The following is a 26,917-nucleotide window of genomic DNA, read 5'->3' as shown; positions in this document are numbered from 1 at the left end:
TATATTTTTTGCTAATTTCCATATGAAATAGCTCATCACCACATTCAGTTGTCATACCAAATAATTAAAACAGCCTGACATGTATAAATTTCTTTCACAAATAGAATTTAGTAATTCAAAACTATCACTGATACATGGTGATCTGACTAAAATTCCTCCAACCGATAAGGCAGATATAGTAGTTGTTTCCGCATTCCCAAACAACTACGAGCCATATCTTAATACATTGGTAGGTAACTTTTATAGTAAAGGACTTGATGTTGGTTTACTTGCAAAAAACAAAGCACAAGACCTCCGTAGCTCACTAGGGTGCTGGCTATCACAACCACTAACAGCAGAGCAGCAGGCTTATTTTAATTTCAAACGAATCCTTTGTTTTGAGCCCAAAACCCAATCACATAATCCCTGGGAAGTAGTGAGCAGCTTGTTTCGTTGTATTAACAATTTTGCCTTTGATGAAGAGATCAATCGTGTTGCAATGCCTTTGCTGGCAACAGGTAATCAAAGTGCGCCGTTTGAGGAAATGTTTCCTTCTATCCTAGAATCTGCTTTTTTCTGGTTAGAACAGGGCCTGCCTGTTGAATCAATTGACATTGTTGTATACAACGATCATGATGCCGAAAGATCGTTACAGATATTTGAGTCATTTAAAGAAAATAAAAATGACCTCATCGATTATAATGATAAAGATCTCATCATGCCTGCACCTGAAGAAGCTGGTTATGATGGAGGCGGTGACGGAGCAAGTGAAGATGCTGGTGGCAGCGGTGTTGGGAATGGTGGAGGGGGAAGAACATTCATAGAACCCCGAACTGGCTATGATTTTTTTATCAGCTATGCACACAAGCAAAAACAGGAAGTGGATGAGTTTGTTGAAACGATGAAGCAACAAAACCCGCTGCTGAATATTTTTTATGATAAGGATAGTATACCGGTTGGCGGGCAATGGTTGAAAATGATTTCGGATGCAATCGGGCAATCAGAAAAATTTGTAGCTATTCTCAGCCCTGACTATTCTCAATCACCGGTTTGCTGGGATGAATTTCAATGTGCCAAGCTATTGGAGTATAACACAAAAAAATCCAATATTCAGACAGTGTATTTTATGAAAGATACTGCTCTGCCATTGATAATGGGAATCTATAGTTATGTTGATTGTACAGAGAAGGATATTGAAGCATTAAAGAAGGCAGCCAAAAAATTAATTACATAATCCATCCTTCTTAAGTTAATTCTATTCGGGTCTCAAACAATTTTTAAGGCTAAGTATATCCAGTGGCTAAATTTTTTAATCCTGTTTATTGATATCCTGCTGTATGTCCTCACGCAACGGAACAAACTAATGCATGGAGGCATCGTCAACACGATGCGGGCATCAAGTATAAGAAAATGAACATTGCCTCGAAATAACTACTCTGTCATAATACAATTTCGTACTTTCATAATATGGAAGAAATACAACCAAAAAGAAAAAGCCCGTTTAAAAAATTTTTAGGGTGGCTATTAGGAATTGTTATCGTATCGCTGATAATTCTTATTTGGTGGAAATATTACTTTGTCTTTGGCGAAGGTGTGAAATCCGGAGAACTGAATTATTTAGTAAAGAAGGGATATATTTTTAAAACTTTTGAAGGCAAACTGATTCAATCAGGATTTCGTACAACTACCCCAGGAGGCATACAATCTTACGAATTTGAATTTTCAGTTACTGACGATAGTATTGCAACGACCTTAATGAACAATAGTGGGGAACATTTTGACCTGCATTATAAAGAATATAATGGAGCTCTTCCCTGGAGGGGTTATAGTCATTTTGTTGTCGATAAGATCATTTCAATACAGCGGCCTGCTAAATAAATAATGAAGCTTATTTGCTGACGAATCTCTGTTACAATTATAATTTACTCAGCCTCGGTTAGTATCCGCAAAAAACCCCATTGCGTGTCGTTACTTATCGGAACTTGCAAAACAATCCACATTATTTTTTTGATGTTTATCCCCTAGCTTAAATATGTTTCAACTTCTCTTTGCTAACTATCACAAACTGTGGCATTAAAACAGAGTTAAAACAAGGGCATCATTGTTGGTTTACCTACTGCATGAATAATCAAAATTGTTTAACTTATTAAAACAGAATTTTATGAAAAAGATCTTTTGTGCAGCAATAATGGGGATGGCTGTATTTACATTAAGTGCACAACAGCCGGTGGTGTATACAACTACATCAACCACGACTGTTGATTATACAAACCAGGTTCCGGTTGTAATACGGACAAATTTCCAAACTGCTAATCCAACAGTGACAGAAGTAAGATGGATGCCGCTGAGTGCTGATTGGTGGTATGCATCGTATGCAACTGATAATAACAGGATGACCCGTGTTTATTATAATACACAACCCTGGTATATGGAACCCGGTCGTGATAATAGTTTTAAAGTAGCATTACCTGTACTAAATACTTATGTACCGGAAGATGTAATTGCAGCAGCGATCAGAACATATGGCAACGAACTTGCTGGTATTACTGCCAGGAAACTGGATGCAAATGGTATGACATCCTATTTTGTAACGCTCATTAAAAATGGTGTTTCTGAAATAGTAGAAATGAATACCGATAAGACAGCGATGAAGTAATAATTATTAATTAAAATAAAAAACCCGGTTTAGGCCGGGCTTTTTTATTTTATTCAGTGATTTTATTAAACAACCATTGTTTAATCAGTATTCTCTGGCACAGTTTTTTAATCAATTCTAGTGTTCAACCCTATTATTAATCATTAAAACAAAAATTATGGACTCACTAAGAATAAAAGGTCATTGGGATGAGTTGAAAGGAAAATTGAAAGAGAAATATGCTAATTTAACCGATGATGATCTTAAATATGAAGAAGGAAAGGACGATCAATTTTGGGGTAGAGTAGAGCAAAAAACAGGTAAGGCAAAGGATGAAATTGAAAAATGGTTTAGAGAGCTTAAGCCAGGAAAATAATATCACATCAAAAATCATATATTTCTTTTTCGAAAAATTTATTACGTAACCAGAAATGGTTACGTAATTTTTTTGCTCATCAGGTTGATGCCAGCAGGCAGGCCGCCTGTTTCTGATCATCAAATTCTCATCAACTAAAGAAGAGAAGCAGTTTAAGCAGTAAGAAGGTATACTTACTCAACTCCTACTTTTATCTCGCTGCCCCTCACCTATTTTCATTTTGTAAATCAAAATTTCAACTGATTGATCAAACTATTGTTGATCACAGTTGAACCAGTTTAACTAACCATAACTATAAAAATTAAATTATGAAAAGCAACAATGGTGAAAACAATCCACGCCGGGATTTCCTGGGAAAAATTGCAGGTGGTGCTGCCGCTTTGGGTCTGTCAACTATTATTAATCCTGTAAGCGGGTTTGCAGATAATAGCTTTAATATGGATACCGGCAACCCCGATGAATGGTTTAAACAATTGAAAGGAAAACACAGGATTGTGTTTGATGTTCCGGAACCAAACGGAATATTCCCTTTTGCGTGGCCCAGAATATTTTTAGTTACAAATGCTGCTACAGGTACAAATGAGAAGGATTGCAATGTAGTTGTTGTACTCCGTCATACAGCAATTGGTTATGCAATGGAAGACCGTTTATGGCCTAAATATAATTTTGGAGAAGTGTTTAAAGCTGAGGATCCTAAAACACAAAAACCATCAACCAGGAATCCGTTTTGGAAACCTAAACAGGGCGATTATAATATTCCCGGTGTGGGTATGGTGCCAATCGGCATAAATGAGTTACAGGAAAGTGGTGTTCTGTTTTGTGTATGCGATATGGCATTAACGGTTTACAGCGGTGTTGTGGCAAAATCATTAAACATGGATGCTGCGGAAGTAAAAAAAGATTGGATGAGTGGTCTGTTGCCCGGAATTAAAGTGATGCCTGCAGGCATATGGGCAATTAACCGTGCACAGGAGCATGGATGCTCTTACTGTTTTGCAGGTTAAATTATACAGGCAGTTTTTAAAAGCAAATCTGTTGGAGCTCCCAGTGCTATAAAATAAAGTGGGCAGACCAAATATCATTTAGCCTGCCCACTTCAAAAATTCATTGATCAACGGTTATCTTTTATAACTGTTGTTCTTGATTCAGTATTGCTGGTAGAGCTTCCTTTTAGCAGCGCTACGAGTATGATGAGAAATACTGCTCCGCCTACTACCCATACCCATGGCTGTGTATACCATACTGTTTCAGTAGTAGTACTAGTAGTTTTTGTAGTTGTTGTTGAAGAGGCATCATCTTGTGCCCAAACTGATATTTGCATGCAGCTAAATAAAAGCAACAGGCAAAAACGATAAATCTGATTAACTCTGATCTTTTTCATACAAACTATTTTTATGTAAAAAAATGTTACCAAAGAGAAATAAATAATCAGGCCAACTTTTATTTGCCTGTTTTTTATATCAATTTAGATGTAGCTGGGGAATAGTTTCTACAATTTTAAAAAAATGATGTTGTAAATTTTGTTCAACATGATTGATCCGACCACAACAACTGGTATCGGTTATTAAAAATATCTTCTTCGCACCGATTAGTATCTGCAAAAACAAATGCCCTGTTGAGTGTCTCCGCGCAGCCCAAACCTGTGAATTATATAAACTTTTAAAAGAGTTTTATAACTATTCCGTTTATAACAAATCCTAATTTTATTTATGCTGTGCTTTAACTATCAATGCTCAGATGATCATTCTATGCAATTTTAAACACTGCAGACATTAGATATCATTAACCGGTTCAAAAAAACACGACAGCCAACGCTGCCAGGACAATTAATTATGCGTCAAGTAAAACTAAAACCATCCTGGATTGAAGTGATGCATTACCTGGCGCAAAAAATTGACAGTATTATTGATGAATTTCTGAAAAAGATTGATACCAACTGGCAGCCCGCCGATTTTTTACCTGTAAGCACAAACGAAAATTTTACCAAAGAGATAAAAGAACTACAGGCAGAATGTAAAGAACTGCCGTATGATTATATGGCTGTTCTTGTTGGCGATACTATTACCGAAGAAGCCCTGCCTACTTATGAAAGCTGGTTGATGGATATAGATGGTATAACAAAAGAAGAGCCGCAAGGATGGAGTAAATGGATACGGATGTGGTCTGCGGAAGAGAACAGGCATGGCGACCTGCTGAATAAATTTTTGTATCTCTCTGGTCGTGTGAATATGCAACAGATGGAAATAAGCACCCAGTATTTAATAGCAGATGGCATGGAAAGCGGCGCTGCAAGGGATCCGTACAAAAATTTTGTATACACTTCTTTCCAGGAGCTGGCCACAAATATTTCTCACCGGCGCACAGCTACGCTAGCCAAAAAACATGGCAGCAACCAACTTTCACAAATATGCGGTGTTATTGCTGCTGATGAGGCACGCCATGCCAAAGCCTATAAAAGTTTTGTAACAAAAATATTTGAGGTTGATGCCAGCGAAATGATGCTGGCTTTTGAAGACATGATGCGAAAACGTATAGTAATGCCTGCCCATTTTCTACGCCAGGCCGGCGAAACAATCGGTAAAACTTTTACCCACTTCAGCGATGCGGCACAACGCCTCGGTGTGTACACTAGCCTGGATTATACGCACATCTTAGAATCACTGATAAAAGAATGGGATATAGCGAACATCAGCAGTCTTACAGGAACAGCCGAAAAAGCCCGTGATTATTTAATGACTCTTCCCGAACGTTTCAAAAAAATTTCTGAACGTGGTTTAAAAGCACCAGTCGAATTCCAATTTAGCTGGATCAGATCTTGATGGGCCAGACTTTTTACTACTTGAAACACTTCACTCCAACCTGCATTTTGCCTATCCGGATAATTAATTTAATTTTAGTAACACCAACTACTGAACAATGCTTAAACTCGCTTTGCTCCTCCTTTCTGTGGTTTGCTTTTATGGATTGAATGCACAAACAAACTCATCAAAAATTTTTGCAGCCGTAAAAAATAATGATCTGAAAGAAATCAAATCATTACTCGACCAGGGAGCCGACCCAAATAGTGTTGATGAAGATGGCGACAACTTGCTCATGATCGCAACATTTTATTCTTCTGTTGAGTGCATGCAATTGCTGATTGAAAAAGGGGCTAATGTAAATACAAAGAATAAGATTGATGAAACACCACTGATGTGGTCATTGCATGATCTTGCAAAAGCAAAATTGTTGATTCAAAATGGAGCTGATATAAATGCAAAAGCAAAATCAGGCAATACTCCCCTGCTTATTGCTGCTGTTGCCCATGGCAAATATGAAACGATAAAAATGCTGCTGGATAAAGGAGCAGATGCATCAGTTCTCAATAACAAAAAAGAAAACGCATTGATGAGGGCTTCCTTGTTTGGTGATACAGAAACTATATCCTTATTGCTTAGTAAAAAAAATGATGTTAATGCTTTTTCGCTTGATTCATCAACAGCATTAATGAATGCCGTATTAAACTTTAATAAACCGGTCATTGTTCAATTATTAGATAAAGGCGCCGATCCGGATAGGATTTGTTTTTTTGGGCTTACACCATTAGCTGCGGCTGTAATTTTTACAGATGCAGAATCTGTTAAAGCAATATTGAAAAAGACGAAAAAAATTAATTCTGCTGATTATGGAGGAACAACCATATTGATGTACGCTGGTTATAATGAATATGACAATGTTGAAATGGTGCAAGCCTTGTTGGATAACGGTGCAGATGTCAGCATGAAATCAAAAGATGGATCAACTGCTCTTTCATGGGCCTCAAAAAAAGGAAATACTGCAACTGTGGAATTATTGAAAAAAGCCGGGGCGAAATAATTCTTATAAAAAACTTGTTATGAAAAAATGGTTTATTCTTTTAGGAGTTGTTGCTGTGATAACAGCGTTTACAACTGTGACAAATAAACACGAAAACAATCCTGAAGAAATCAAAGAGGCTGTGAATAAAAGTTTGCCGCTGTTGCAAAATACAAGTCATTTGTTTTTAGAGAATGCAGGCGGATGCCAGTCCTGCCATCACCAGGATCTGACAGCAGTAAGTTTATCAATGGCAAAAGAAAAAGGATTTAAAGTAAATGATACAATTCTTACCGAAATATTCGATACCATTCAACAGATAATACGTCATGAAAAAGCTGTTTTAATGCAGAATGATGACCCCGTAGCAATTGTTATGTCAAATGGTTACAGGCTATGGGCATTATGGGCTAACCAATATAAATCAACTAAAGTGGTTGAAATGATGGTAAAGAATTTAATGCAACGTCAAACAGGAGAAGGCAGTTGGGTAAGTCCTAATCCCCGGCCGCCGTTAGAGTATTATTCTTTGTCTGCAACAGCCTTGATGGTTGCAGCAATTCAATACTATGCACCGGCTTCAATGAAACAGGAAGCAATACAACGAATTGAAAAAGCCCGTACCTGGATGATGCATAAAGTGCCGGAAACAAATGAAGAAAGAATATTTCAATTACTTGGACTTAAATGGATCAATGGGGATAAAAATTTTATTCAGCAGCAGGCACAAAAATTATTGGCTACGCAACGTGAAGATGGAGGTTGGTCGCAGTTAACTAATCTTGAAACGGATGCTTATGCAACCGGGCAGGCATTATATGCATTGCATGAAACCGGGCAATTAAAAACGGATGATCCTGCATATCAAAAAGGAATTTCTTTTTTACTGAAAACACAATATGAAGATGGTTCCTGGAAAGTAAAATCCCGTTCTATTCCTTTTGTACCTTTTGTGTTCAGTGGATTTCCGCACGATAAAGATCAATTCATATCTGCAGCGGGAACCAATTGGGCTTCAATGGCATTGATTCCCGCAGTAAAATAGTAACACGTTGAAATACACACAGTATTAATAACAGAATATTATTCCGGCCTGTCGTATATACCGTTATTTCTGTTCACAGAAATATTTTACCTTTAAATGCCCAATTCCCTTTCCCATTTATCTAAGTTTTCAAAACTAACCAGTAATACTGCACAGACTTTTCATATTGATAATTACTTTGAATGCTTTTAGTATAACCACTAAAGCACAACCCGGCGTTTGCCCTCCCAATCTTGATTTTGAGTTTGGAGATTTTACTAACTGGGTTTGCCGTACCGGAAATGTGATTCTTAGTAACGGGGTTAACAAAGTAGTGTGGACCGGTACAGGACAGGTAAATGACAGGCATACTATTATCCCAGCTGGATCAGGAAATGACGTTTATGGTGGCTTCCCACAGTCCTGTCCAAACGGCAGCGGATTCAGTGTACGATTAGGTAGTTCCCAGGCCAACGCAGAAGCCGAGGGTATTTCATATACCTATGTTATTCCCGCAAATGCACCTGTATTTTCTATTTTTTTCCAGTATGCAGTGGTACTTCAAAATCCTAATCATACAATTGAAGAACAGCCACGTTTCAGAGCAAAAATAACTGACCTCACGACAGGTGCACAACTGCCTTGTGTTACATTTGATTTTATCGCTTCATCATCCTTGCCAGGCTTTCGAACTTCACCAATTAATCCAAGTGTATTGTATAAAGACTGGACACCTGTTACACTTAACCTTACGGGACTTGCAGGAAGAACTATTGAAATTGAATTTATAACAAGTGACTGTACACCCCGTGCCCATTTTGGATATGCTTATATAGATGTTAATTCAAATTGCAGTGGTGCTATCCAGGGTACTACTATTTGTGTTGGTGAGAATCGCACCATACTAACGGCCCCTTTTGGTTTTCAGTCATATGAATGGTATGCTGATAATACATTTACACAACTGCTCTCCAATACACAGCTATTAACACTGTCACCGCCGCCATCAGTAGGTACTGTGTTTCCTGTAATCGTCATTCCTTATCCCGGTTTCGGGTGCAGGGATACCTTATATGCAACGATGACAATCTCACAGACTTTTTCAGATGCAGGTATTGATGCCACTGCATGTAACTATCGACAGGTGCAGGTAGGAAGTCCGCCAACTCCGGATTTCATATATGCATGGACGCCGGCCAACCAGGTAAGTGACCCCACGATATCAAACCCAATGGGATGGGGTATTACAAACACACCAACAGAATTCGTTTTAAAAACAACAAACCCATGGACAGGCTGTTCCGGCTATGATACTGTAATTATTTTTCCGAAGACAGTGGATACTTCAATACGATTAACGGGAAAAAATCAATATTGTGTGGGTGATCCATTGGCGGGCAGTTTAACAGCAAGCAATTCATCTGTTTCCACTCAATGGTATTTTAATAATAGTCCTATTAACGGCGCTATATCCAGCAGCTATCAACCCACAATAACGGGCAGTTACTGGGCACAGGTAAATGAGAATGGTTGTATAGATTCAACAAGGAGTATACCTATACAGATTCATGCAATACCGCAAGCACTTTTTTCACCGTTGCTGGATACAGGATGTGTAACAAATAATGCTTTTGCTTTTACCAATGCATCGTCAGTGAGTGACGCGGCACCGATGAACTATACCTGGAAATTCAGCGATGGCAATTCTTTACAAACACAGAATGCAATAAAAACTTTTTCAAATGTTGGTCAATACACTATTGAGCTGGTAACAAGTACAAACTTTGGTTGCAAAGACAGCATCACAGGAATCGCCAGGGTTTTTATAAATGGTGTCCCAGGTTTTTCATGGGACTCTATTTGTGTTGGCCGCCCTGTTCTATTCAGGAACCTGAGCAATCAAAACGGAATACCGCAGGCAGATTATAACTGGAGTTTTAATAATGGAGGGCCTGTTTCTTCTTTGAAAGATCCATTGCCACTTACTTATACCAACCCCGGCAGAATTGATGTTACTCTTCAAATGACGATGTTGGGTTGTGAAGACGATCCCCAGTCAGTTACTAAATCAGTGCTTGTAAATAAACAAGCCGCTGGAATTCGTTATCCCGATATTGTTGTATTAACGGGAAACACTAAAGCGATCAGTGCCCGGGATACAATTGGAAATACTTATAACTGGCGTCCACGGGCACAACTAACCAATTATGCAAGTGCCCATACTCAATTTACCGGAACCGGTGATGTTCAATATACCATTGAAATTACTGACAAACATACTTGCGTTACAACAGATACAGTAAAAATAGTGGTAGTAAAAAAAATAGGGATCTATATGCCTACTGCTTTTACACCCAATAGGGATGGTCTTAATGATCTTTTGATCCCTTATCTCGTTGGGATGAAATCGCTGAATAAATTTTCTATCTATAATCGTTGGGGAAATCCTGTATTTACTACTTCAACAATGGGTCAAGGATGGGATGGAAAATATAAAGGAGCTGACCAGCCAATAGGTGTATATGTCTGGATGATCGAATACACAACTTTCGATAATATCACAAAAGCTGAAAAGGGAATTGTTACCATTGTCAGGTAATAAAGAAAATTACATTTCGTTTTTCCTGAATCGTTTCCTGATCATTTCTAATTCATCATTTTTTAATGAAGTAGTTTTCTTCAACACTTCAACAAAATAGTTTACCTCTTCTTCGTTAGCCGGGCAGCCGGTATTGTTTCCTTCTGTATCTATACTGGCGCCTGCAGGTCTTATTTTAGCATCTGCCAGCAGGTTGCCTTTATTATCAAATATCAACCAGAAGGGCAAACCCATTCCTTCGCCCCTGTATTTTGTTTTAAACTCTTGTCCACCGGGTGTCTCCAGGTTTTTTTTGTCTTTGCTCTCATCCACTACCATATGACGGACTACAAAATTATCATTGAAGAATTTTTTACAAGAAGCATCACTCATCGAGGTATCCATTTTTCTACACCAGCCGCACCAGGACGCATGAAATATCACGAATACTTTTTTGTTTTCTTTTTTAGCTATTGCATAAGCTTCTTTCATTATTGCATCGGCAGAAGCAGGTGGTTCCTGGGCTATAATTGAAGTAAAACTGAAAATCAACAGTAAGGCTATACTTATTTTATTCATATCAACTTATTTAACCTGAAAATTAAACAATGAATCTGAATCCGAAAGTTAAAATATCCTTTTCAGTACTTTTACCGTCAACCTGAAAAATTATAGAAGCAAATGCAAAAGAATTATATCACAGATCAGAAATATGAAAAAGAAGATTATACAGAAAAGCAAATTGAAAAAGCAGATTATGAGGGTTGCTATTTTCTGAATTGTAATTTCTCCGGCATCGATCTGTCGGACATTAATTTTACCGATTGTGAGTTTATTGACTGTAATCTTAGTTCAGCAAAAGTCATTCAAACCACATTTGGCGATGTTCTGTTCAAAGATTGTAAAATGCTTGGTCTTCACTTTGAAAACTGCAATGAATTTATTTTTTCTGCAAGGTTTGATAACTGCATACTCAATTTCTGTTCTTTCTATAAACGCAAAATGAAAAAGACAAGTTTCAGAGGATGTAGTTTACAGGAAGCTGATTTTACTGAAACCGATCTAACTGAATCCAATTTTGATAAATGCGATCTGAAGGACACAAAATTTGAGAACACAATACTGGAAAAAGCCGATCTCCGAACTGCATTTAATTATTCCATCGATCCTGAACTCAACAAAATAAAGAAAGGGAAATTTTCATTTCCCTCTGTTGCAGGCTTACTGCTTAAATATGATATTATTATTTCTGGCGATTAGTTCTGCACCAATTTGATCTTTTTTGTCGTTGTCACATCCGTTTCTACAGGTATGTTTGTGCCCATCACTTCAATATTGCTGGTGCCTTTTGTTTTTGTATTTGACTGGATGATGAGCCCGGTCTTTAAATCAAGTAAGAATTCTTTTGTCACATTACTCGTTCCGCTCATATTCAATTCCATGCCCATTTGCTCCATTACTCCGGTTTGCTGCTGAATTCCTTCAAACATAATAGTAGCATTATTATTCAGCACACTCAGCACTTTATAAGTTCCTTTAATTGTTGTTTTCATTTTGTCGACATCAGTAGTCGTGGAATCATACCAACTGTATCCGTTTGTTAATTGCTTCCCTATAAATATTTCATCGATAAGTTCAACTTTTCCAGAAGGCGCCGGCGCACCGGGTATCGGCATTTCAGGCTTTGCTTCAGCGACCACATCTTTATTAAGCACTTTGCCATTATCATCATATAATACCTGGTAAGGTTTTCCTACTTTCTTACCAAAGGCTTCGGCTAATTCACCTTTGCTTTCTTTATTATCGCTGTCATAGCTCATGTCCTGACCCATTCCCGAGAGGTTAAACTTTATCCGTTTGAGGACTGCACTCAGTTCGTTATTATTTGTTGTAACGGATTTCACATCAAAAAGCTCGGTGTTTTCATTATCCATGCCTGTCTCAATTGTCTGGCCCATTGCATTGGCGGATGAAGACATCTTCATTGTAGTAATCACTTCATATTTTGCACCGGCACCAAGTGACAGTTTTACTGACTGTGAAAAAGCTGTTGACCCTAAAAAAAGAAATGTAGCAAAAGCTAAAATTTTCGAATTCATGTTTTATTATTTTATTCTGTAAATGTAACTGCTTCCCGGCTTTTTTTCTTAATCTGTTCACCGGGATAACAAATTATTAATTAAAAATGTTCAGATATCTCTATTTTATACCTGCCCGTTTCTTAAGCTCTTCCACAGGCATTACCGTCATTCTTCCCATTGCCTTCCCATTCCTGTACGTAATTACCTTCAGTGTGGTTGCATCCTTAGGCACTGTTATGGTTTGTGTAAACTTCGGATAGTAATTATCGGGAAATGAATTGTCAAAACTGTAATGAATATCCAACCCGGTTATCTCAGTACTTATGTCCAGCAGCAATTCATTAGCTGCGCCTTTTTTGGATTTAAAAATAGGATCATAAACAGCAGGCGAATACTTCTTATCGGCGGCTTCAAATCGTGTAAAATGATTTTCCACTTTTGTTGCAAAATTATTCCAGTTCTTTTTTGATTTTGGACTCCAAACTGATTCGGCAATTGCTAATGCCCGGGGCCAAACCATGTATTGTAAATGGCGGTAATTATAAACCTGCTCTGTCCAAAGATTCGCTTGTCCACCTTTTATGAACTTTGCATCAACACCATCAGGTACCGGTTCAAATTCATATGCTTTATTTAAACGCAGAGATGCATATACCGGCGGCTCCATCACTGCATCACTTTGCATATAATCGATATAGCAGTAAGCGGTCGGGCTCATCACAACTTCATGTCCCTGCTTTGCAGCCTCTATGCCACCCTTCAATCCACGCCAGCTCATTACTGCCGCATTAGGCGCCAGGCCTCCATCCAGTATTTCATCCCAACCGATCAGTTTCTTTCCTTTTGAGTTAATTATTTTTTCTACACGTTTTACAAAATAGCTTTGTACTTCATTAAGGTTTTTTAGATTTTCTTTCTTCATCAGTTGTTTAATGTCTTCACTTTTCTCCCAAAAATTTCTTGCTGTTTCATCACCACCCATATGAATGTATTCAAAAGGAAACAACTCTGCTACTTCACTAAACACTTTGTCAAGAAACACATAAACATTTTCTTTTGCAGGACACAATGAATTATCAAGTAACCCATAAAAATGACCACCCGGTGGCCACTCCATTAATTTTTCACCAGAGTTTACTTTATAAGTTCCTGCAGGGGGAGCGGTACTTGTCAGTTCCGGATAAGAAGCAATCGCCGCCATACTATGACCGGGCACATCAACTTCTGGCAAAATATTTACAAACCTTTCTTTAGCATATTGTACCACTTCCTTTATATCATTCTGAGTGTAAAAACCGCCATAGTTTCTCGGTTCGTCGGGTGCAGGGGGTGAAAAGGTTCCGAATTTTCCTGTACGCTGTACATTCCAGGCACCAACAGAAGTGAGTTTAGGCAACGATTTTATTTCGATCCGCCATCCCTGGTCATCCGTAAGATGCCAGTGTAAAAGATTGTATTTATATTTCACCATATCATCAATGAACCGCTTCACTTCATCTTTAGTAAAAAAATGACGGGATACATCAAACATTAATCCTCTCCATCCGAATCTTGGGTAATCTTTTATTTTTACACAAGGCGCTGTCCAGTTAATATTTTTTACTGGCTTACTACTTTCAATTTCTTTTGGTAGTAACTGGATAAAACTTTGCATACCATAAAACAGGCCAGCTGCTTTATTCGCTGTGATCAATACATTTTTTTCATTTACTTCCAACACATAGCCTTCGTTGCCGAGCTCGTTATCGGGTTGCTTATTCAGGCTTAGCCTGATTGCACTTGTTTCTCCTTGTCTTCCGGCTGATGTCTCGAATCCTGTTGCTCTTGTTAGTGCTGCTCTTAAATATTCAGATACACGTTTCGAGTCGGCATCACTCCCCTCAATAGTAATAGAATATAAATCCTTTAATGTAAATACACCGGGTTTTTCGTTTATCATCACCGGCTCAGGAATGATGTTTATTTTACTTGTTTGCGCATTTGCATTGAAACATATGATTGAGATAAGAAAAACTAAACTCGTCTTTTTAAGCATTGTATTGTCTTTAAAAAAAATTGTTAAAAAATAATGAGCAAAGAAATATGATTTTCTATTTTACTTTCCTGAACTCTACCCTTCTTGCTCTTGATATATTTACAAAGAAACGAGTGATCTCCTTCTTTTTATTTCTTTCAAATGAAATTTCAAGTCCGGGAGCATAGAACCCATCCTTATATACAGAGGTCAATTCTTCCTCTTCTGTTGTTCTTGGATACATTACCAGTTTCCCATTCTTTATGACAGCATACATATAGGATTCGGTTGCATCAGAGAAATAAGTGCCAACATATTCACTTAATGATTTTTCGTCAGTGACCGCTGCTTTGGCCGGTTCATATAAAATTGTATCTCCTGCGGCTGAAATAAAAGTTACCTGCTTAGTATTACCTGTTGGAAATTTTAGTTGTGCCCGGCCAACCAGTAGTGTGTTTTCATTTAAAGCAGGAAGCGGTCCACCATTCGGTATAAAGTATAATCCATTATCTTTTTCATACAACAAAAAACCAGCACCTGTTTTTTTATTACTGTAGCTCCCTTTATATGATATAAACTTTTTCCAACTAATAGTTGAATCTGGTTTCAAATTATTTGGTTGTTCAGCCGGCGAAGCAGTTTTTATAAATAGATTCCGGACTAAAACAGCCGGATTACCAAATGCCCCATCAGAAGTATTGGTAAGACATGCGAAGGACAAACCGAGTTCAGGAAAATATTCCAGTTGTGAACGATAGCTTGCCGTGGCCCCGGTATGACTGATGGTTTTATATCCGTTCACGATCTCTATAACCAATCCCGCTGCATAATTATTTTTCTTACCATTGTTCAATGGCATTGTTTCAGTTTGCTTTGCTAATAAAGACGGACCGCCTAATTTCCCTGACAGGTAATAATCATTCCATTTCAAAAGATCCTCAACTGTAGTAAGCAATGCGCCGTGGCCATAAGTATTTTCATTCGGCATTTCTGTTCTGTATCCATCCGGTGTTTTTGCGTAAGCAATTGCACGACCGGGAACGATGCGTTCATAATCATCCCGCCATTCTGTGTTTTTCATTCCTGCTGGCTCGAATAAATATTTTTTTGTGAATGCTGCATGGCTCATGCCACTTACCCGCTGAACAATTATTGAAAGGGCCGTATAATTGGAGTTACTATAAATATACTCGTCGCCGGGAATATTATTCAGTGTTGGTTGATTGCACATGATATGATAAGCATCATCATTATTATATGCACGGGTGCCTCGTGGCCAACCACTAAGTGATATCACACTACCCCAATCCTTTAATCCGCTGGTATGATGAAGTAAATGATAAATGTAAATAATATGGCCATAATCTTTTAACTCAGGTAAATATTTCCGGATATCATCATTTACAGAAAGTTTTCCTTGTTGCACTAATATTAAAATAGCGGCGGCCGTAAATTGTTTTGAAACAGAACCGGCTTCAATTTTTGAGTTAATAGTCAGCGGAACATTGTGTTCCATATCCGCCAATCCTTTTGCTGAATTATAAATGATAACTCCATTGCGGCTAATAGCCACCTGTGCACCGGGCCCGGTGTCTTTATACCGGTCCATGATTTTTTCAACCTGGTTAACTGTATCCTGCCAGCTTTGTGCATTGGAAATAAATGCTGGCAGCAACAATGTAAAGAGTATTACTTTTCTCATGACGTGAAGGTAACCAATAGCTTATTCAAGTAAAATATTTTTGTAAATATGATATAGCTAAATAAAGTATAAGAGGAAATTATATCTGGTCATTCTTAAATATATTTACTGCATCAATTAATTTTTATGAAAAAACTTGTTTTCCTGCCGCTACTCCTTCTTTTCTTTACTTCTCCTGCGCAAACTGTAGAAGATATTATTGCAAAATTTACTGCAGCAATGGGTGGTATAGAAAAATTCAGGGATGTAAAAACCGTGACTATGAAAGGTAAGATCAAACAACAGGGAATGCTACTCCCCCTCAACATAAGAATTATAAATGGTAAAGCGGTAAGAACAGATGTAGATGTGCAGGGTGTAAAAATTATTGAAGCCTATAAAAATGGGAAAGGATGGAAAATAAATCCGTTGTCCGGAAACACCGGTATAATAGAACCTACTGCCGCAGAATTAAATAGTTTTAAAAGCCAAACACAGATATCAGGCAAGCTGATGGATTACAAAGCCAGGGGAAATAAAGTGGAGTTGGCGGGAACAGAAACAGTTGAAGGAATCAAAACTCATAAGATCAAACTCACTGCCGGAGTAGATAGTTCTGTTGTCTTTTATTATATCATGGATGCAAACTCACTTATCCTGAAAACAACAGAGAAAAGAAAGATCGGGGGCCAGGAATTAGAGATAGAAATTTTTCTTTCAGATTTCCGCGAAGTTGGAGGAATGAAATTTGCATTCTCACAAATACAAAAAGCAGGCGGGCAGATTTTTATGGAACTGGTTATGGATTCAATTGAAATTGACAAAGTGATTGATGAAAAGATCTTTGACAGGCCCGGCAATTAAAAAACTTACAACAGTGGCTTCATTTTCTGCTATTATAAAAATCATTGGTGTCAATCCTTATGTATTACTTCCGCAAAATGTATTAAAAGTAATTTTTAAACAGGCCGGTAAAGACAAAAGCCCCATTCCTGTAAAAGGAAAAATAAATGGTCATCCCTATCAACAAAACCTGGTAAGATACAACGGCAAGTGGCGGCTTTATCTGAATACTCCCATGCGCAAAGCTGCAGGAATTGATGTTGGTGATACAGGAAATTTTGAAATTGAATATGACCCGCTGCCCCGAGCTATAACAATACATCCAAAACTAGAAACTGCTTTATTAAAAAACAAGAAAATAAAAACCGTTTTTGATTCACTCACTCCTTCGCGGCAAAAAGAGATTATCCGTTATATTAATTTTCTAAAAACAGAAGAATCGGTAGATAGAAATATCACCAAGGTCATAGGCTTTCTTTCCGGCAACGATCGGTTTGTCGGCAGAGATAAACCATAACTTGTTTTTAACGCGGCTATCCTGGTTTTCAGTAACCACATTTACCTTATCTTCGGCGAGCTATTTTACAAAACCGAGAGTTGTTTATGAAATCAGTTATTATCCCTGTAGATTTTTCCGACACATCATTAAATGCAGCCCGTTATGTAGCATTGATGCTTGCTGACCATGCTGATGCGAAAGTTGTATTGTATCACAATTATGACCATGATTCAGACCGGGATATTGCAATCAGCTATCTCGAAAGCCTGAAAGCTGAATTGGTGAAAAAAGGTGACGCAAAAGTGGAATACGAATTGGAAAAAGGTGGCAACCTTGTTGAAAATATCGACAGGTTGGCGCATACCATGCGTTTTACATTAATCGCTATGGGTATTACGGGTCGTTCTACCATTGGTCAGACACTAATCGGCAGCAACACTCTAAAATTGGTAGATAACACCATCTATCCCGTTTTGATCATTCCGCCAAATGCAAAATTCGAAGGATTAAAAAATGTTGCATTTGCTTCAGACTTTGAAGATGTAACGGCTTCCACCCCGGAAATATTTCTTTCATCGGTATTGGAAATATTTAATCCCAAACTGCATATTGTAAATGTGAACTCCGAACATTATGTTGCTCTTACTGATCATTATCAACAGGGAAAAGCAAAGCTGAAGGAGATGTTCGCTAAATACGATACAGAGTTTTATTTTATCGGAATGAGTGATTTCTTTGAAGCTATTGATAATTTTACAAAAGACTATAATATCGATATAATGATAACGGTTCCCCGCCATCATTCTAATGCAAAAAAATTGTTTAATAGCAGCCATACGAAACGTTTGGCCTATCACAGTCATATCCCGATACTCGCTGCTCACCAATAGGTTAACAAGCTTTTCTTGTTAAATAATAATTACATTTTATTGGCTTGATTGCTCAGGTTTTAATGGCTACCTTTGAGGCCTCGATATGTTTCTTGCCAGGAATTTAATAAAGCCGGTTTTTTCATTTGCAGAGCAATCATTGCCTGCCAATTTTTACATCCCTGATTAAGTTTCCGGCAACTTTTATTTACTTCCCTTTTTATTCCATTAATTGTTTGACCTGAATTTGCTTATCGCTATATGAAAAATATTAAACTGATCGAAGTCCCATCTGAAATTGGAGCCGGAACCAGGGGCGCCAGTCTTGGTATAGACGCTATAAAAATAGCTGCACTGGATTTTATGAGTAATTTCTTTATTCATTTTCCATCCGAAAAAATTCCTACAGAAAATAAATTACTCTACGAACCAATTGAATCGCCGTATGCCAAGCGGGTAAAAGGAATTATAACGATGTATGAACGGGTAAGTAAATCCGTGAGTGAAACATTGAAAAATAATTTTTTCCCGGTTGTTATCAGCGGTGATCATAGTATTGCAGGAGCTACATTAGCGGGCATAAAAATCGCCAAACCAAAAAGTAAATTAGGCGTGATATGGATAGATGCGCATGCTGATATGCATACTCCTTATACTACTCCGTCGGGTAATATGCACGGCATGAGTCTTGCAGCAGCTATCGATGAAGATAATGAAGACTGTGCTGTACATGATGTAGACGAAGTGACCGTAAAGCAATGGAATCAGGTGAAACGAATGGGAAAAATTCATCCTAAAGTGAAGCCGGAAGATGTAGTGATCATTTCATTACGGGATTATGAAAAAGAAGAAAGATACCTGATCGAAAAACACGGCATTAAAGTTATTACTACAAAAGAAGTAAGAACAAAAGGCCCTGAGAACATTGTAAGGGCAGTAACCCGCTATCTCGGTGATTGTACAGATATTTATATTTCCTTTGATGTTGATAGCCTTGATTCATCTATTTCAAAAGGAACGGGTACACCCGTCGGTATGGGTCTGCGTGAAAGAGAAGCTGAAGATCTAATAAGTAAGTTTATGCAGAACCGGAAAGTTTGCTGTTTTGAGATAACTGAAGTAAACCCAACACTTGACAAAGAAAACCTGATGGCAGAAATTGCATTTAATATTCTGCAGCGAAGTGTGAATGTATTAATGATGAACTAAAACGGATCAGACCGATGAAAAGACTGACTTTATTCTTATTAACCTTACTCATTTCGGGCCTTGCATTTTCTCAAGAGAAATCTTACAAAGATTCCTTACAAGATTTCATTACTGACTATGTAAAAACGCATGGTGTGGTTAAAGGTGATGACAAAAAAAGCCTGCAGTTTTATCCGATCAATGAAAAATTTCGTTTTAATTGCCGGTTTGAAAAAATAGACAACAGCCCGTGGTTTATGATGGAGACAAGCGGCCTGGTTAAAAAATCTCATAGAATTTATGGGAAAGTATATTTCACACTAAACGATACAGTTGTTACACTTTGCGTTTATCAATCGCAGGATCTAATGAAGGTGAACCAGCTTAAAGATTATCTTTTTATTCCATTTATGGATGCCACCACTGGCGAAGAAACTTATGAAAGCGGACGTTATTTTGATTTTTCAATTAACGATATTAAAGAAAATATGCTTCTAGTTGATTTTAATAAAGCATATAACCCTTACTGTGCATATACCGCTGGATATAATTGTCCGGTTCCTCCAAAAGAAAACAGGATCAATGTAGCGATACTGGCAGGAGAAAAAAAGTTTCTGAAATCAGCGCATTGATTCAAACTGATCTTTGATCTGTTTTGTACTTTGCGGTTTCCCACCAAGATTTATTAAAAACCGGGGTAAGTTTTCGTTTCTGATCTACTCAAAAGTTTTTCTCAACCCTTCGCTGAAAGGAGTTGGCTTATACTCTAAATCTCTTTTAGCTTTGTCGATATTAAAGCCTGTTGTTAATGGTCGTATTGCAAGTTGAGGCATATCTGCAGCAATCACTTTTTTCAGCAATGATTTATCAAGATTTAAAAATGAGGCGGCTTCCATGGCCATTTGATAAGGCGTCAACACCTCTTCGCCGGAGATATGGTAAATGCCGGTTGCTTTATTATCTATGATCTTCGCAACAGCAGCAGCAAGGTCTTCAACATAAGTAGGTGTTCTTACCTGGTCATTAAAAATATTGTACCCCTCTCCTTTCTCCAATTTGTTTTTTACAACTGTTAAAATATTGTCACGGCCTGCCTGTGGTTTTCCATATACCAATACTGTTCTTACAATGCTCCAATCATATTCATAATCCATCACTGCATCCTCAGCTTCCATTTTTGTGCGGCCATAATAATTCACAGGTTGTCTTTCATCATCTTCTTTATATATTCCTGTATCTCCGGAAAAAACAAAGTCTGTTGAAATGAAAATGAAAAAACTTTTATACTCAGCTGCATTCATCATCAGGTGAACTGTTCCTTCCACATTCACCATATAAGCCAGCACCTGGTCTTTCTCACACTCATCAGGCTTACTAATGGCGCCGGAGTGAATGACTACATCAGGCTTGTACTTGTTAAACACTGAGTCAATAGAATAAGGATTGGTGAAATCCATTTCTTCGTAAACAAAATTCGGTTGATTGGAAAAAGGAAGACGGCATGCTCCTTTTCCAGTGGTAATAACTGTATGGTTTTGTTCAAGCAGCTTTTTTGCAAAATAATATCCTGCAAAACCATTCGCACCTGTTACTAATATCTTCATGCAACAAATATAAAGCTATCATCATTCTATCGCTTCGGGTGTTTTACTCACCATCCATGTAGCAAATACCTCTGAAACTTTCCATGTGTTCCCTGCATATTTCGAAGGACTGACCTTTACATATTTTAAAAACTTCTCAACATCTTTTTTTGTAATTGCCTGCATTGCATCAAATACTTTCTTACCATCATAAATTCCTCCATTTACTACCTGGTTCGGTATGCTACCCTGTTTTAGCATTGCCTTAGCTGTGTAACGTATATCAGCAGCCATTGAATCAAGAAAAGCTTGTTCAGTTGCCGGTCCAAAAGAAAATATTTCAGTTGAATTATAAAATGGCTCATCATATACGTTTGTTAAACTAATGCCATTCCGTGCAAGATTAAAAAGCAAACCAGTATATGCTTTAGGTATTTTACATTTTGTGATCAGTAAATCGCCTTGTTGTGGCCCACGATCTTTAGTTCGCTTGATCGTAAAATAATGCCACTCTCCTTTTATTAAATAACAACGACCGTAGCCGATCATTGCAGTATCGTAATCTTTTCCAGGTTCAAAGCGGTATTTCAATACTCCCATTTGCTTTTCACTGATTCGTAGCGGCCAGGAATCGGGTATTGCTACCTGCACAACAGTTGTTGAATCATCCAGCTTTACCATGTAGTCACTAATACGGAATGTAAAAATCGCATCCATCGAATCTTTCTGAGTATTGCCAGCTATAGATAAAAGAAGAAACAGTAATGAATAAAAGATACGTCTCATAGTGTTTGTTTAGCTTGACGAATATAATACTCTGGTTAATACTTCTCTCCGTTGGTTTGTATGTTAAGGAAATAAAAAATGTCCCGCCAGAGGCAGGACATTTACTATGTTGTGAAATCAGAATGCCTTTTTCTCTATTGGTTTGGCTACTCCATCAAACTTGGGTTTCACTTTCATATTGTAAAAAATGAAAGAATAAATATCCGCGGTTGTTTCTAAATTCTTTTTAAGGTTGCTGGCGCCATGACCTGAGTTTACGTCAATACGTATCATCACCGGGTTCTGGCCTTTATACTTTTCCTGCAAAGTAGCAGCATATTTAAATGAATGTGCAGGAACCACACGATCATCATGATCTGCCGTTGTAATTAAAGTAGACGGATAGTTCGGGCCTGCTTTAATATTATGAATAGGTGAATAAGCATACAGCGTTTTAAAATCTTCTTCATTATCGCTACTTCCATACTCAGCTATCCAGTTCCAGCCAATTGTGAACTTATGAAAACGCAGCATATCCATTACACCTACCTGTGGTATTGCTACTTTAAACAGATCAGGACGCTGATTGATTACTGCACCTACTAAAGTTCCTCCGTTTGAGCCACCCTGAACACTGAGATAATCTTTAGAAGTATATTTTTTATCGATCAGGAATTCACCTGCTGCAATAAAATCATCAAACACATTTTGTTTTTTATCCCGCATTCCTGCCTGGTGCCATTTTTCACCGTACTCACTTCCACCACGTAAGTTCGCAATACAAAACACACCGCCTTGTTCAAGCCATGCAATTCTTGTTGGTGAAAAAGAAGGTGTGCTGCTGATATTAAATCCGCCATAACCATAAAGTATGGTTGGATTCTTCCCGTTCATTTGAGTACCTTTTTTATAAACAATAAACATGGGAATTTTTGTACCATCCTTACTTGGATAAAAAACCTGCTCCAACTTATAATCCTCAGGATTGAATTTTACTTCCGGTTTTCTGAATACAGTACTAACACCGCTTGCAATATCATACTTGTAAATAGTCGGAGGAAATGTGATAGATGTAAATGTGTAAAAAACAAACTTATCATCATAATTGCCACCAAAGCCACCAGCCGATCCTAATGCAGGAAGTTTTACTTCTTTTTCAAGCTTACCAGTTTTGCTGTACACATATACTCGGCTTGTTACATCCTTCAGGTAAGTCACAAATAATTTTCCGCCAGCAGAAGAAACAGAAACAAGGTTCTCTTCTTTTTCTGGAATAACAGTCTTCCAGTTGGCGGGGCTAGGATTTTTTGGATCAACAGAGATCAATCTCCTGTTTTTAGCTCCATCATTTGTCGTCATTAAAAATCGTCCGTTTACTTCATCTACTAAGCCATAATTAAAATCAGAAGGTTCTTTAATGATCGGCTTAAAAGTTTTATCGTCACTCTTGCTATCATAATACCATAATGCACTTCCATCTTTGCCTTTACCACGATCACTGATGTTCAAAAAAACATAGCGTTCATCTTCACTTGTGAACACACCATGAAAGCGTTGCGGATTAGCAGGATCTTCATATACTAATTTATCTTCTGCCTGTGATGTACCTACTTTGTGATAATACACCTGGTGATTTTCATTTTTCGTTGACAACTCTTTCCCTTTTTCTGGTGTAGGATAGCGGCTGTAAAAAAAACCATCGCCCTGCCAACTGACACCTGATACTTTTACCCAAGCCAATGAATCGGGCAAATAACTTTTAGTGGTCATGTCCATTACAAATAAAGTTCTCCAGTCACTTCCTCCTGCTGATTTGCCAACCACAGCATACTTTCCATTTTTTGAAAGAGAAAAAGCAGCAAGACTTGTGGTACCATCTGCAGAAAACTTATTCGGATCCATCAGCAATTCAGGTTTTCCGTTCAAACCTTTCTGACGATATAAAACACTTTGGTTTTGCAAACCACTATTTTTGGAAAAATAGAAATACTCATTATTGCGTGATGGTGATGAATATTTGGGATAATCATTTATTTCTTCCAGCCGCTTCAACCACTGCTCACGGTATGGGATCTGGTTTAGGTAATCAAATGTTACCTTGTTTTGAGCAGTCACCCATTCCTTGGTTTCCTGGCTACGATCATCTTCCAGCCAGCGATAAGGATCAGCCACGAGCATACCATGATAGTTAGTGACAGTATCAACTTTTTTTGTTTCTGGATAAGTGTACTGTGCATGCAGTGTTAATGATGCAAGTAAAAACGATAAAACAAACGTTTGCAGTTTCATATTTATTCCGATTTTGTTAACGATTAAAGGTAAAGATTCTGAAATTGATTAACTCAATGGGTGTAAAGTCTTATTTTTGGAAGCATTTTTTAAATGATGAACGGGAAAATAGATCGGATCTTAAAAATTGGACGATCAGCGGAATGGCAGGATTGATTTAAAAAATATAAGAATGGCGACAACTACAAGAAAAGTTACAAAGATCGGCGTAATGACTTCCGGCGGTGATTCACCTGGTATGAATGCGGCCATCAGGGCTGTGGTTAGAACAGGTTTGTATCATGGTCTTGAAATTTATGGCATCGTTAGAGGTTACCAGGGAATGATCGATGATGATATTTTCCAGATGGATACTAGATCAGTAGCCAATATTATTCAGCGTGGAGGCACTATTTTAAAAACTGCCCGCTGCAAAGAATTTTTTGAACCCGCTGGCCGAAAAAAAGCATATGATAATCTGAAAAGAAGAGGCATCGATGGTTTGGTCATTATCGGTGGTGACGGAAGTTTCCGTGGTGCAGTACAATTCAGTTCAGAATTTGATATACCTGTGATCGGATTAGCAGGTACTATTGATAAAGATATCGCCGGTACAGATTTTACTATTGGTTTTGATACAGCCGTAAACACTGCTGTTGAAGCTATTGATAAGATCAGGGATACAATGGATGCACATGATCGTATCTTTATTATTGAAGTGATGGGTCGTGATGCGGGTTATATTGCCTTGCATAGCGGTATTGCTACCGGCGCAGAAAATATCCTGATACCTGAAAGAAAAACGGATATCAATGATATCATCTTATCATTAAAAGAAAAGGAAAGAAGGAAAAAATTAGTGAACCTGATCGTTGTAGCAGAGGGTGATGAATTTGGCGGAGCTGTAGAAGTAGAAAAAATTTTAAAAGAAGAATTGCCAAAAGCTGAGATCAGGGTTTGTATTCTCGGACATATACAGCGAGGTGGTTCACCGACATGTATCGATAGGTTGATCGCCAGCCGCATGGGTTTTCATGCAGTAGAATGCCTGCTAGAAGGGAAGCATAATGTATTTGTTGGCATATTAAATAATAAGATGCATTATATACCACTTGAAACCGCAGTAAAAAATAAAGGAAAGATCAGTGATGAATGGATGAGAATTGTAAAAATATTAGCCAGTTAAAAGGAATAAGCAAAACGTATGAGCAAACACGCAGAAAAATACTTCCATAAGCAAATGGATAAAGAAGCAGGATATACACACAATACACATCGTACAAAAATTGTTGCTACTGTAGGGCCTGCATGTGACACGTATGAAAAATTACTTGAGTTGGTAAGAGCCGGCGTAAATGTATTTCGCCTTAATTTTTCACATGGCTCGCATGAGGATAAAGCAAAGATCATCGAGTTTATTCGCCAGATCAATATATCAGAACCGTTTAATATTGCCATACTTGGGGATTTGCAGGGACCTAAACTGCGTGTAGGTGAAATTGAAAACGGAAGTATCGAAATAAAAGAAGGAGATATTCTCACTTTTACCAATGAAAAATTAGTGGGTAATCACGAACGTATTTATGTTTCTTACCCCAACCTGCATGATGATGTATCTGTCGGTAACATCATTATGATAGATGATGGAAAGCTCGAAGTAAAAGTAAAACAGATACTCAAAAATAATGATGTGCAGGTACAGGTTCTTTTGGGTGGAACGCTTTCATCTAAAAAAGGGATTAACCTGCCTGATACAAAAATTTCATTGCCGGCACTTACGGATAAAGACCTGGAAGACCTTGAATTTGTAATTGAACAAAAATTAGATTGGGTGGCTTTGTCTTTTGTAAGAAGTGTAAAAGATATCATTATCCTTCGCAATAAACTGGATGAAAAGAAAAGTAAGACCAAGATCATTGCAAAAATTGAAAAGCCCGAAGCTCTGACGAATATCCGTGATATTATTCTTGAATCAGATGGTATCATGGTTGCCCGTGGAGACCTAGGTGTTGAACTTCCTGTAGAGCAGGTTCCGCTGATCCAGAAACAACTTATACGTAAATGCCTGCATCGTGCCAAACCTGTAATAGTTGCTACACAGATGATGGAAAGTATGATCGACAGGGTGAAACCTAACCGGAGTGAAATTACCGATGTGGCAAACGCTGTATTGGAAGGTGCTGATGCAGTTATGCTAAGTGGAGAAACTGCAACTGGTAAACATCCAACGCTGGTGGTTGAAACGATGTGTAAGATCATTATGGAAGTAGAACGTACAGATTATAATTATAACCTGGATGAACATTTACAACCTCAACCTCACTCCCCTTCTTTTTTGAGTGATGCTATTTGTATTAATGCATGCAGACTAGCGAGAGATACAAACTGTAATGCATTGGTTGGAATGACGCAAACGGGATATACTGGTTTTATGCTAAGCAGCTTCAGACCGCAATCACCGCTTTATATTTTTACTAAAGAAAGAACAGTGGTAAACCAACTGAGTCTTAGCTGGGGTGTTCGTGCATTTTATTATGATGAAGAAGATAGCCTTGATGATATTATTCACGACCAGATCGAGATCCTTAAGCAAAGGAAATTTATAAAAACCGGAGATATAGTAGTGAATACCGGCAGTACACCAGTAGACCAGCACCTGCCGACCAATATATTAAAGATCACTAAGATTGAAGGATAAGT

25 protein-coding genes are annotated in these 26,917 nt (G+C 37.9%); 17 read left to right on the top strand and 8 right to left on the bottom strand.

What is annotated here, in order from left to right:
* Positions 1-79: 79 nt before the first annotated feature.
* From E6H07_14620 to E6H07_14600, 5 genes are all read left to right on the top strand, one after another.
* A complete protein-coding gene (locus E6H07_14620; protein ID TMI62643.1) occupies positions 80-1,213 on the top strand; it encodes a toll/interleukin-1 receptor domain-containing protein in 1,134 nt (377 codons plus the stop codon).
* Between the two features lie 233 nt (positions 1,214-1,446).
* Positions 1,447-1,857: a hypothetical protein gene (locus E6H07_14615; protein ID TMI62642.1), complete on the top strand. Its 411-nt coding sequence runs from the start codon at positions 1,447-1,449 to the stop codon at positions 1,855-1,857.
* A 283-nt stretch (positions 1,858-2,140) separates the two neighbouring features.
* A complete protein-coding gene (locus tag E6H07_14610) occupies positions 2,141-2,635 on the top strand; it encodes a hypothetical protein (protein TMI62641.1) in 495 nt (164 codons plus the stop codon).
* A 157-nt stretch (positions 2,636-2,792) separates the two neighbouring features.
* On the top strand, positions 2,793-2,990 hold the full coding sequence (locus E6H07_14605; GenBank protein TMI62640.1) for a CsbD family protein: 198 nt from the start codon (positions 2,793-2,795) through the stop codon (positions 2,988-2,990).
* 308 nt (positions 2,991-3,298) lie between these two features.
* Positions 3,299-3,994 (top strand): twin-arginine translocation signal domain-containing protein, encoded by a 696-nt coding sequence (locus E6H07_14600; GenBank protein ID TMI62639.1) that lies wholly within the window; start codon positions 3,299-3,301, stop codon positions 3,992-3,994.
* Positions 3,995-4,101: 107 nt separating this feature from the next.
* On the opposite strand, the gene E6H07_14595 is transcribed toward E6H07_14600, so the two are convergent.
* The gene (locus E6H07_14595) at positions 4,102-4,371 is read right to left on the bottom strand and encodes a hypothetical protein (GenBank protein TMI62638.1); all 270 of its coding nucleotides are present in this window, start codon (positions 4,369-4,371) and stop codon (positions 4,102-4,104) included.
* A 490-nt stretch (positions 4,372-4,861) separates the two neighbouring features.
* Between E6H07_14595 and E6H07_14590 the strand changes: the two genes are divergently transcribed.
* From E6H07_14590 to E6H07_14575, 4 genes are all read left to right on the top strand, one after another.
* A complete protein-coding gene (locus tag E6H07_14590; GenBank protein ID TMI63078.1) occupies positions 4,862-5,809 on the top strand; it encodes an acyl-ACP desaturase in 948 nt (315 codons plus the stop codon).
* Positions 5,810-5,906: 97 nt separating this feature from the next.
* Positions 5,907-6,845 carry a hypothetical protein gene (locus E6H07_14585; protein TMI62637.1) on the top strand — a complete coding sequence of 313 codons (939 nt, stop codon included), beginning with the start codon at positions 5,907-5,909 and terminating at the stop codon, positions 6,843-6,845.
* 19 nt (positions 6,846-6,864) lie between these two features.
* Positions 6,865-7,869, top strand: coding sequence for a hypothetical protein (locus E6H07_14580; protein TMI62636.1), 1,005 nt, complete (start codon positions 6,865-6,867; stop codon positions 7,867-7,869).
* 166 nt (positions 7,870-8,035) lie between these two features.
* Complete coding sequence (locus E6H07_14575; protein TMI62635.1) at positions 8,036-10,447, top strand: PKD domain-containing protein; 2,412 nt, start codon at positions 8,036-8,038, stop codon at positions 10,445-10,447.
* A gap of 9 nt (positions 10,448-10,456) precedes the next feature.
* Here E6H07_14575 and E6H07_14570 read toward each other — a convergent pair whose 3' ends face one another.
* A complete protein-coding gene (locus tag E6H07_14570) occupies positions 10,457-11,005 on the bottom strand; it encodes a thioredoxin family protein (GenBank protein TMI62634.1) in 549 nt (182 codons plus the stop codon).
* A 102-nt stretch (positions 11,006-11,107) separates the two neighbouring features.
* Between E6H07_14570 and E6H07_14565 the strand changes: the two genes are divergently transcribed.
* A complete protein-coding gene (locus tag E6H07_14565) occupies positions 11,108-11,686 on the top strand; it encodes a pentapeptide repeat-containing protein (GenBank protein ID TMI62633.1) in 579 nt (192 codons plus the stop codon).
* Here the strand turns inward: E6H07_14565 and E6H07_14560 are convergent.
* The 3 genes from E6H07_14560 to E6H07_14550 form a co-directional block, all read right to left on the bottom strand.
* Positions 11,683-12,525: a hypothetical protein gene (locus E6H07_14560; protein ID TMI62632.1), complete on the bottom strand. Its 843-nt coding sequence runs from the start codon at positions 12,523-12,525 to the stop codon at positions 11,683-11,685. The genes E6H07_14565 and E6H07_14560 overlap by 4 nt on opposite strands.
* A gap of 100 nt (positions 12,526-12,625) precedes the next feature.
* Positions 12,626-14,542 carry a beta-N-acetylhexosaminidase gene (locus E6H07_14555; GenBank protein ID TMI62631.1) on the bottom strand — a complete coding sequence of 639 codons (1,917 nt, stop codon included), beginning with the start codon at positions 14,540-14,542 and terminating at the stop codon, positions 12,626-12,628.
* A gap of 55 nt (positions 14,543-14,597) precedes the next feature.
* Positions 14,598-16,223 (bottom strand): beta-lactamase family protein, encoded by a 1,626-nt coding sequence (locus E6H07_14550; GenBank protein ID TMI62630.1) that lies wholly within the window; start codon positions 16,221-16,223, stop codon positions 14,598-14,600.
* Between the two features lie 126 nt (positions 16,224-16,349).
* Between E6H07_14550 and E6H07_14545 the strand changes: the two genes are divergently transcribed.
* From E6H07_14545 to E6H07_14525, 5 genes are all read left to right on the top strand, one after another.
* Positions 16,350-17,066 carry a hypothetical protein gene (locus E6H07_14545; protein ID TMI62629.1) on the top strand — a complete coding sequence of 239 codons (717 nt, stop codon included), beginning with the start codon at positions 16,350-16,352 and terminating at the stop codon, positions 17,064-17,066.
* On the top strand, positions 17,035-17,562 hold the full coding sequence (locus E6H07_14540; GenBank protein TMI62628.1) for a DUF1905 domain-containing protein: 528 nt from the start codon (positions 17,035-17,037) through the stop codon (positions 17,560-17,562). Before E6H07_14545 ends, E6H07_14540 begins: the two co-directional genes overlap by 32 nt.
* Before the next feature lie 86 nt (positions 17,563-17,648).
* Complete coding sequence (locus E6H07_14535) at positions 17,649-18,434, top strand: universal stress protein (protein TMI62627.1); 786 nt, start codon at positions 17,649-17,651, stop codon at positions 18,432-18,434.
* A 240-nt stretch (positions 18,435-18,674) separates the two neighbouring features.
* Complete coding sequence (locus E6H07_14530) at positions 18,675-19,622, top strand: arginase (protein ID TMI62626.1); 948 nt, start codon at positions 18,675-18,677, stop codon at positions 19,620-19,622.
* A gap of 14 nt (positions 19,623-19,636) precedes the next feature.
* Entirely contained in the window at positions 19,637-20,233 is a 597-nt protein-coding gene (locus E6H07_14525; protein TMI62625.1) for a DUF1684 domain-containing protein, read from the top strand.
* A gap of 84 nt (positions 20,234-20,317) precedes the next feature.
* Here E6H07_14525 and E6H07_14520 read toward each other — a convergent pair whose 3' ends face one another.
* From E6H07_14520 to E6H07_14510, 3 genes are all read right to left on the bottom strand, one after another.
* Positions 20,318-21,205 (bottom strand): SDR family oxidoreductase, encoded by an 888-nt coding sequence (locus E6H07_14520; protein ID TMI62624.1) that lies wholly within the window; start codon positions 21,203-21,205, stop codon positions 20,318-20,320.
* 21 nt (positions 21,206-21,226) lie between these two features.
* Entirely contained in the window at positions 21,227-21,970 is a 744-nt protein-coding gene (locus E6H07_14515; GenBank protein TMI62623.1) for a hypothetical protein, read from the bottom strand.
* Positions 21,971-22,087: 117 nt separating this feature from the next.
* Positions 22,088-24,238: a S9 family peptidase gene (locus E6H07_14510; GenBank protein TMI62622.1), complete on the bottom strand. Its 2,151-nt coding sequence runs from the start codon at positions 24,236-24,238 to the stop codon at positions 22,088-22,090.
* A gap of 172 nt (positions 24,239-24,410) precedes the next feature.
* On the opposite strand from E6H07_14510, the gene pfkA reads away from it, so the two are divergent.
* Positions 24,411-25,403, top strand: a complete 993-nt coding sequence (gene pfkA, locus E6H07_14505; GenBank protein TMI62621.1) for a 6-phosphofructokinase — start codon at positions 24,411-24,413, stop codon at positions 25,401-25,403.
* Positions 25,404-25,421: 18 nt separating this feature from the next.
* On the top strand, positions 25,422-26,915 hold the full coding sequence (gene pyk, locus E6H07_14500; protein ID TMI62620.1) for a pyruvate kinase: 1,494 nt from the start codon (positions 25,422-25,424) through the stop codon (positions 26,913-26,915).
* Positions 26,916-26,917 lie beyond the last annotated feature (2 nt).

The sequence above is a fragment of the Bacteroidota bacterium genome (assembly GCA_005882315.1).
Taxonomy (GTDB): Bacteria; Bacteroidota; Bacteroidia; order Chitinophagales; family Chitinophagaceae; genus VBAR01.
Note: the sequence above shows the minus strand (reverse complement) of the source record. Positions and strands in the feature narration are given on the sequence as shown.

Coding starts and splice junctions, on each gene's coding strand:
- E6H07_14545 (TMI62629.1), top strand. CDS start 16,350: ATGAAAAAACTTGTTTTCCTGCCGCTACTCCTTCTTTTCTTTACTTCT.
- E6H07_14615 (TMI62642.1), top strand. CDS start 1,447: ATGGAAGAAATACAACCAAAAAGAAAAAGCCCGTTTAAAAAATTTTTA.
- E6H07_14605 (TMI62640.1), top strand. CDS start 2,793: ATGGACTCACTAAGAATAAAAGGTCATTGGGATGAGTTGAAAGGAAAA.
- E6H07_14535 (TMI62627.1), top strand. CDS start 17,649: ATGAAATCAGTTATTATCCCTGTAGATTTTTCCGACACATCATTAAAT.
- E6H07_14600 (TMI62639.1), top strand. CDS start 3,299: ATGAAAAGCAACAATGGTGAAAACAATCCACGCCGGGATTTCCTGGGA.
- E6H07_14510 (TMI62622.1), bottom strand. CDS start 24,238: ATGAAACTGCAAACGTTTGTTTTATCGTTTTTACTTGCATCATTAACA.
- E6H07_14585 (TMI62637.1), top strand. CDS start 5,907: ATGCTTAAACTCGCTTTGCTCCTCCTTTCTGTGGTTTGCTTTTATGGA.
- E6H07_14520 (TMI62624.1), bottom strand. CDS start 21,205: ATGAAGATATTAGTAACAGGTGCGAATGGTTTTGCAGGATATTATTTT.
- E6H07_14540 (TMI62628.1), top strand. CDS start 17,035: ATGAAAAGATCTTTGACAGGCCCGGCAATTAAAAAACTTACAACAGTG.
- E6H07_14515 (TMI62623.1), bottom strand. CDS start 21,970: ATGAGACGTATCTTTTATTCATTACTGTTTCTTCTTTTATCTATAGCT.
- E6H07_14550 (TMI62630.1), bottom strand. CDS start 16,223: ATGAGAAAAGTAATACTCTTTACATTGTTGCTGCCAGCATTTATTTCC.
- E6H07_14530 (TMI62626.1), top strand. CDS start 18,675: ATGAAAAATATTAAACTGATCGAAGTCCCATCTGAAATTGGAGCCGGA.
- E6H07_14620 (TMI62643.1), top strand. CDS start 80: ATGTATAAATTTCTTTCACAAATAGAATTTAGTAATTCAAAACTATCA.
- pyk (TMI62620.1), top strand. CDS start 25,422: ATGAGCAAACACGCAGAAAAATACTTCCATAAGCAAATGGATAAAGAA.
- E6H07_14590 (TMI63078.1), top strand. CDS start 4,862: ATGCATTACCTGGCGCAAAAAATTGACAGTATTATTGATGAATTTCTG.
- E6H07_14610 (TMI62641.1), top strand. CDS start 2,141: ATGAAAAAGATCTTTTGTGCAGCAATAATGGGGATGGCTGTATTTACA.
- E6H07_14555 (TMI62631.1), bottom strand. CDS start 14,542: ATGCTTAAAAAGACGAGTTTAGTTTTTCTTATCTCAATCATATGTTTC.
- E6H07_14525 (TMI62625.1), top strand. CDS start 19,637: ATGAAAAGACTGACTTTATTCTTATTAACCTTACTCATTTCGGGCCTT.
- E6H07_14570 (TMI62634.1), bottom strand. CDS start 11,005: ATGAATAAAATAAGTATAGCCTTACTGTTGATTTTCAGTTTTACTTCA.
- E6H07_14595 (TMI62638.1), bottom strand. CDS start 4,371: ATGAAAAAGATCAGAGTTAATCAGATTTATCGTTTTTGCCTGTTGCTT.
- pfkA (TMI62621.1), top strand. CDS start 24,411: ATGGCGACAACTACAAGAAAAGTTACAAAGATCGGCGTAATGACTTCC.
- E6H07_14580 (TMI62636.1), top strand. CDS start 6,865: ATGAAAAAATGGTTTATTCTTTTAGGAGTTGTTGCTGTGATAACAGCG.
- E6H07_14565 (TMI62633.1), top strand. CDS start 11,108: ATGCAAAAGAATTATATCACAGATCAGAAATATGAAAAAGAAGATTAT.
- E6H07_14560 (TMI62632.1), bottom strand. CDS start 12,525: ATGAATTCGAAAATTTTAGCTTTTGCTACATTTCTTTTTTTAGGGTCA.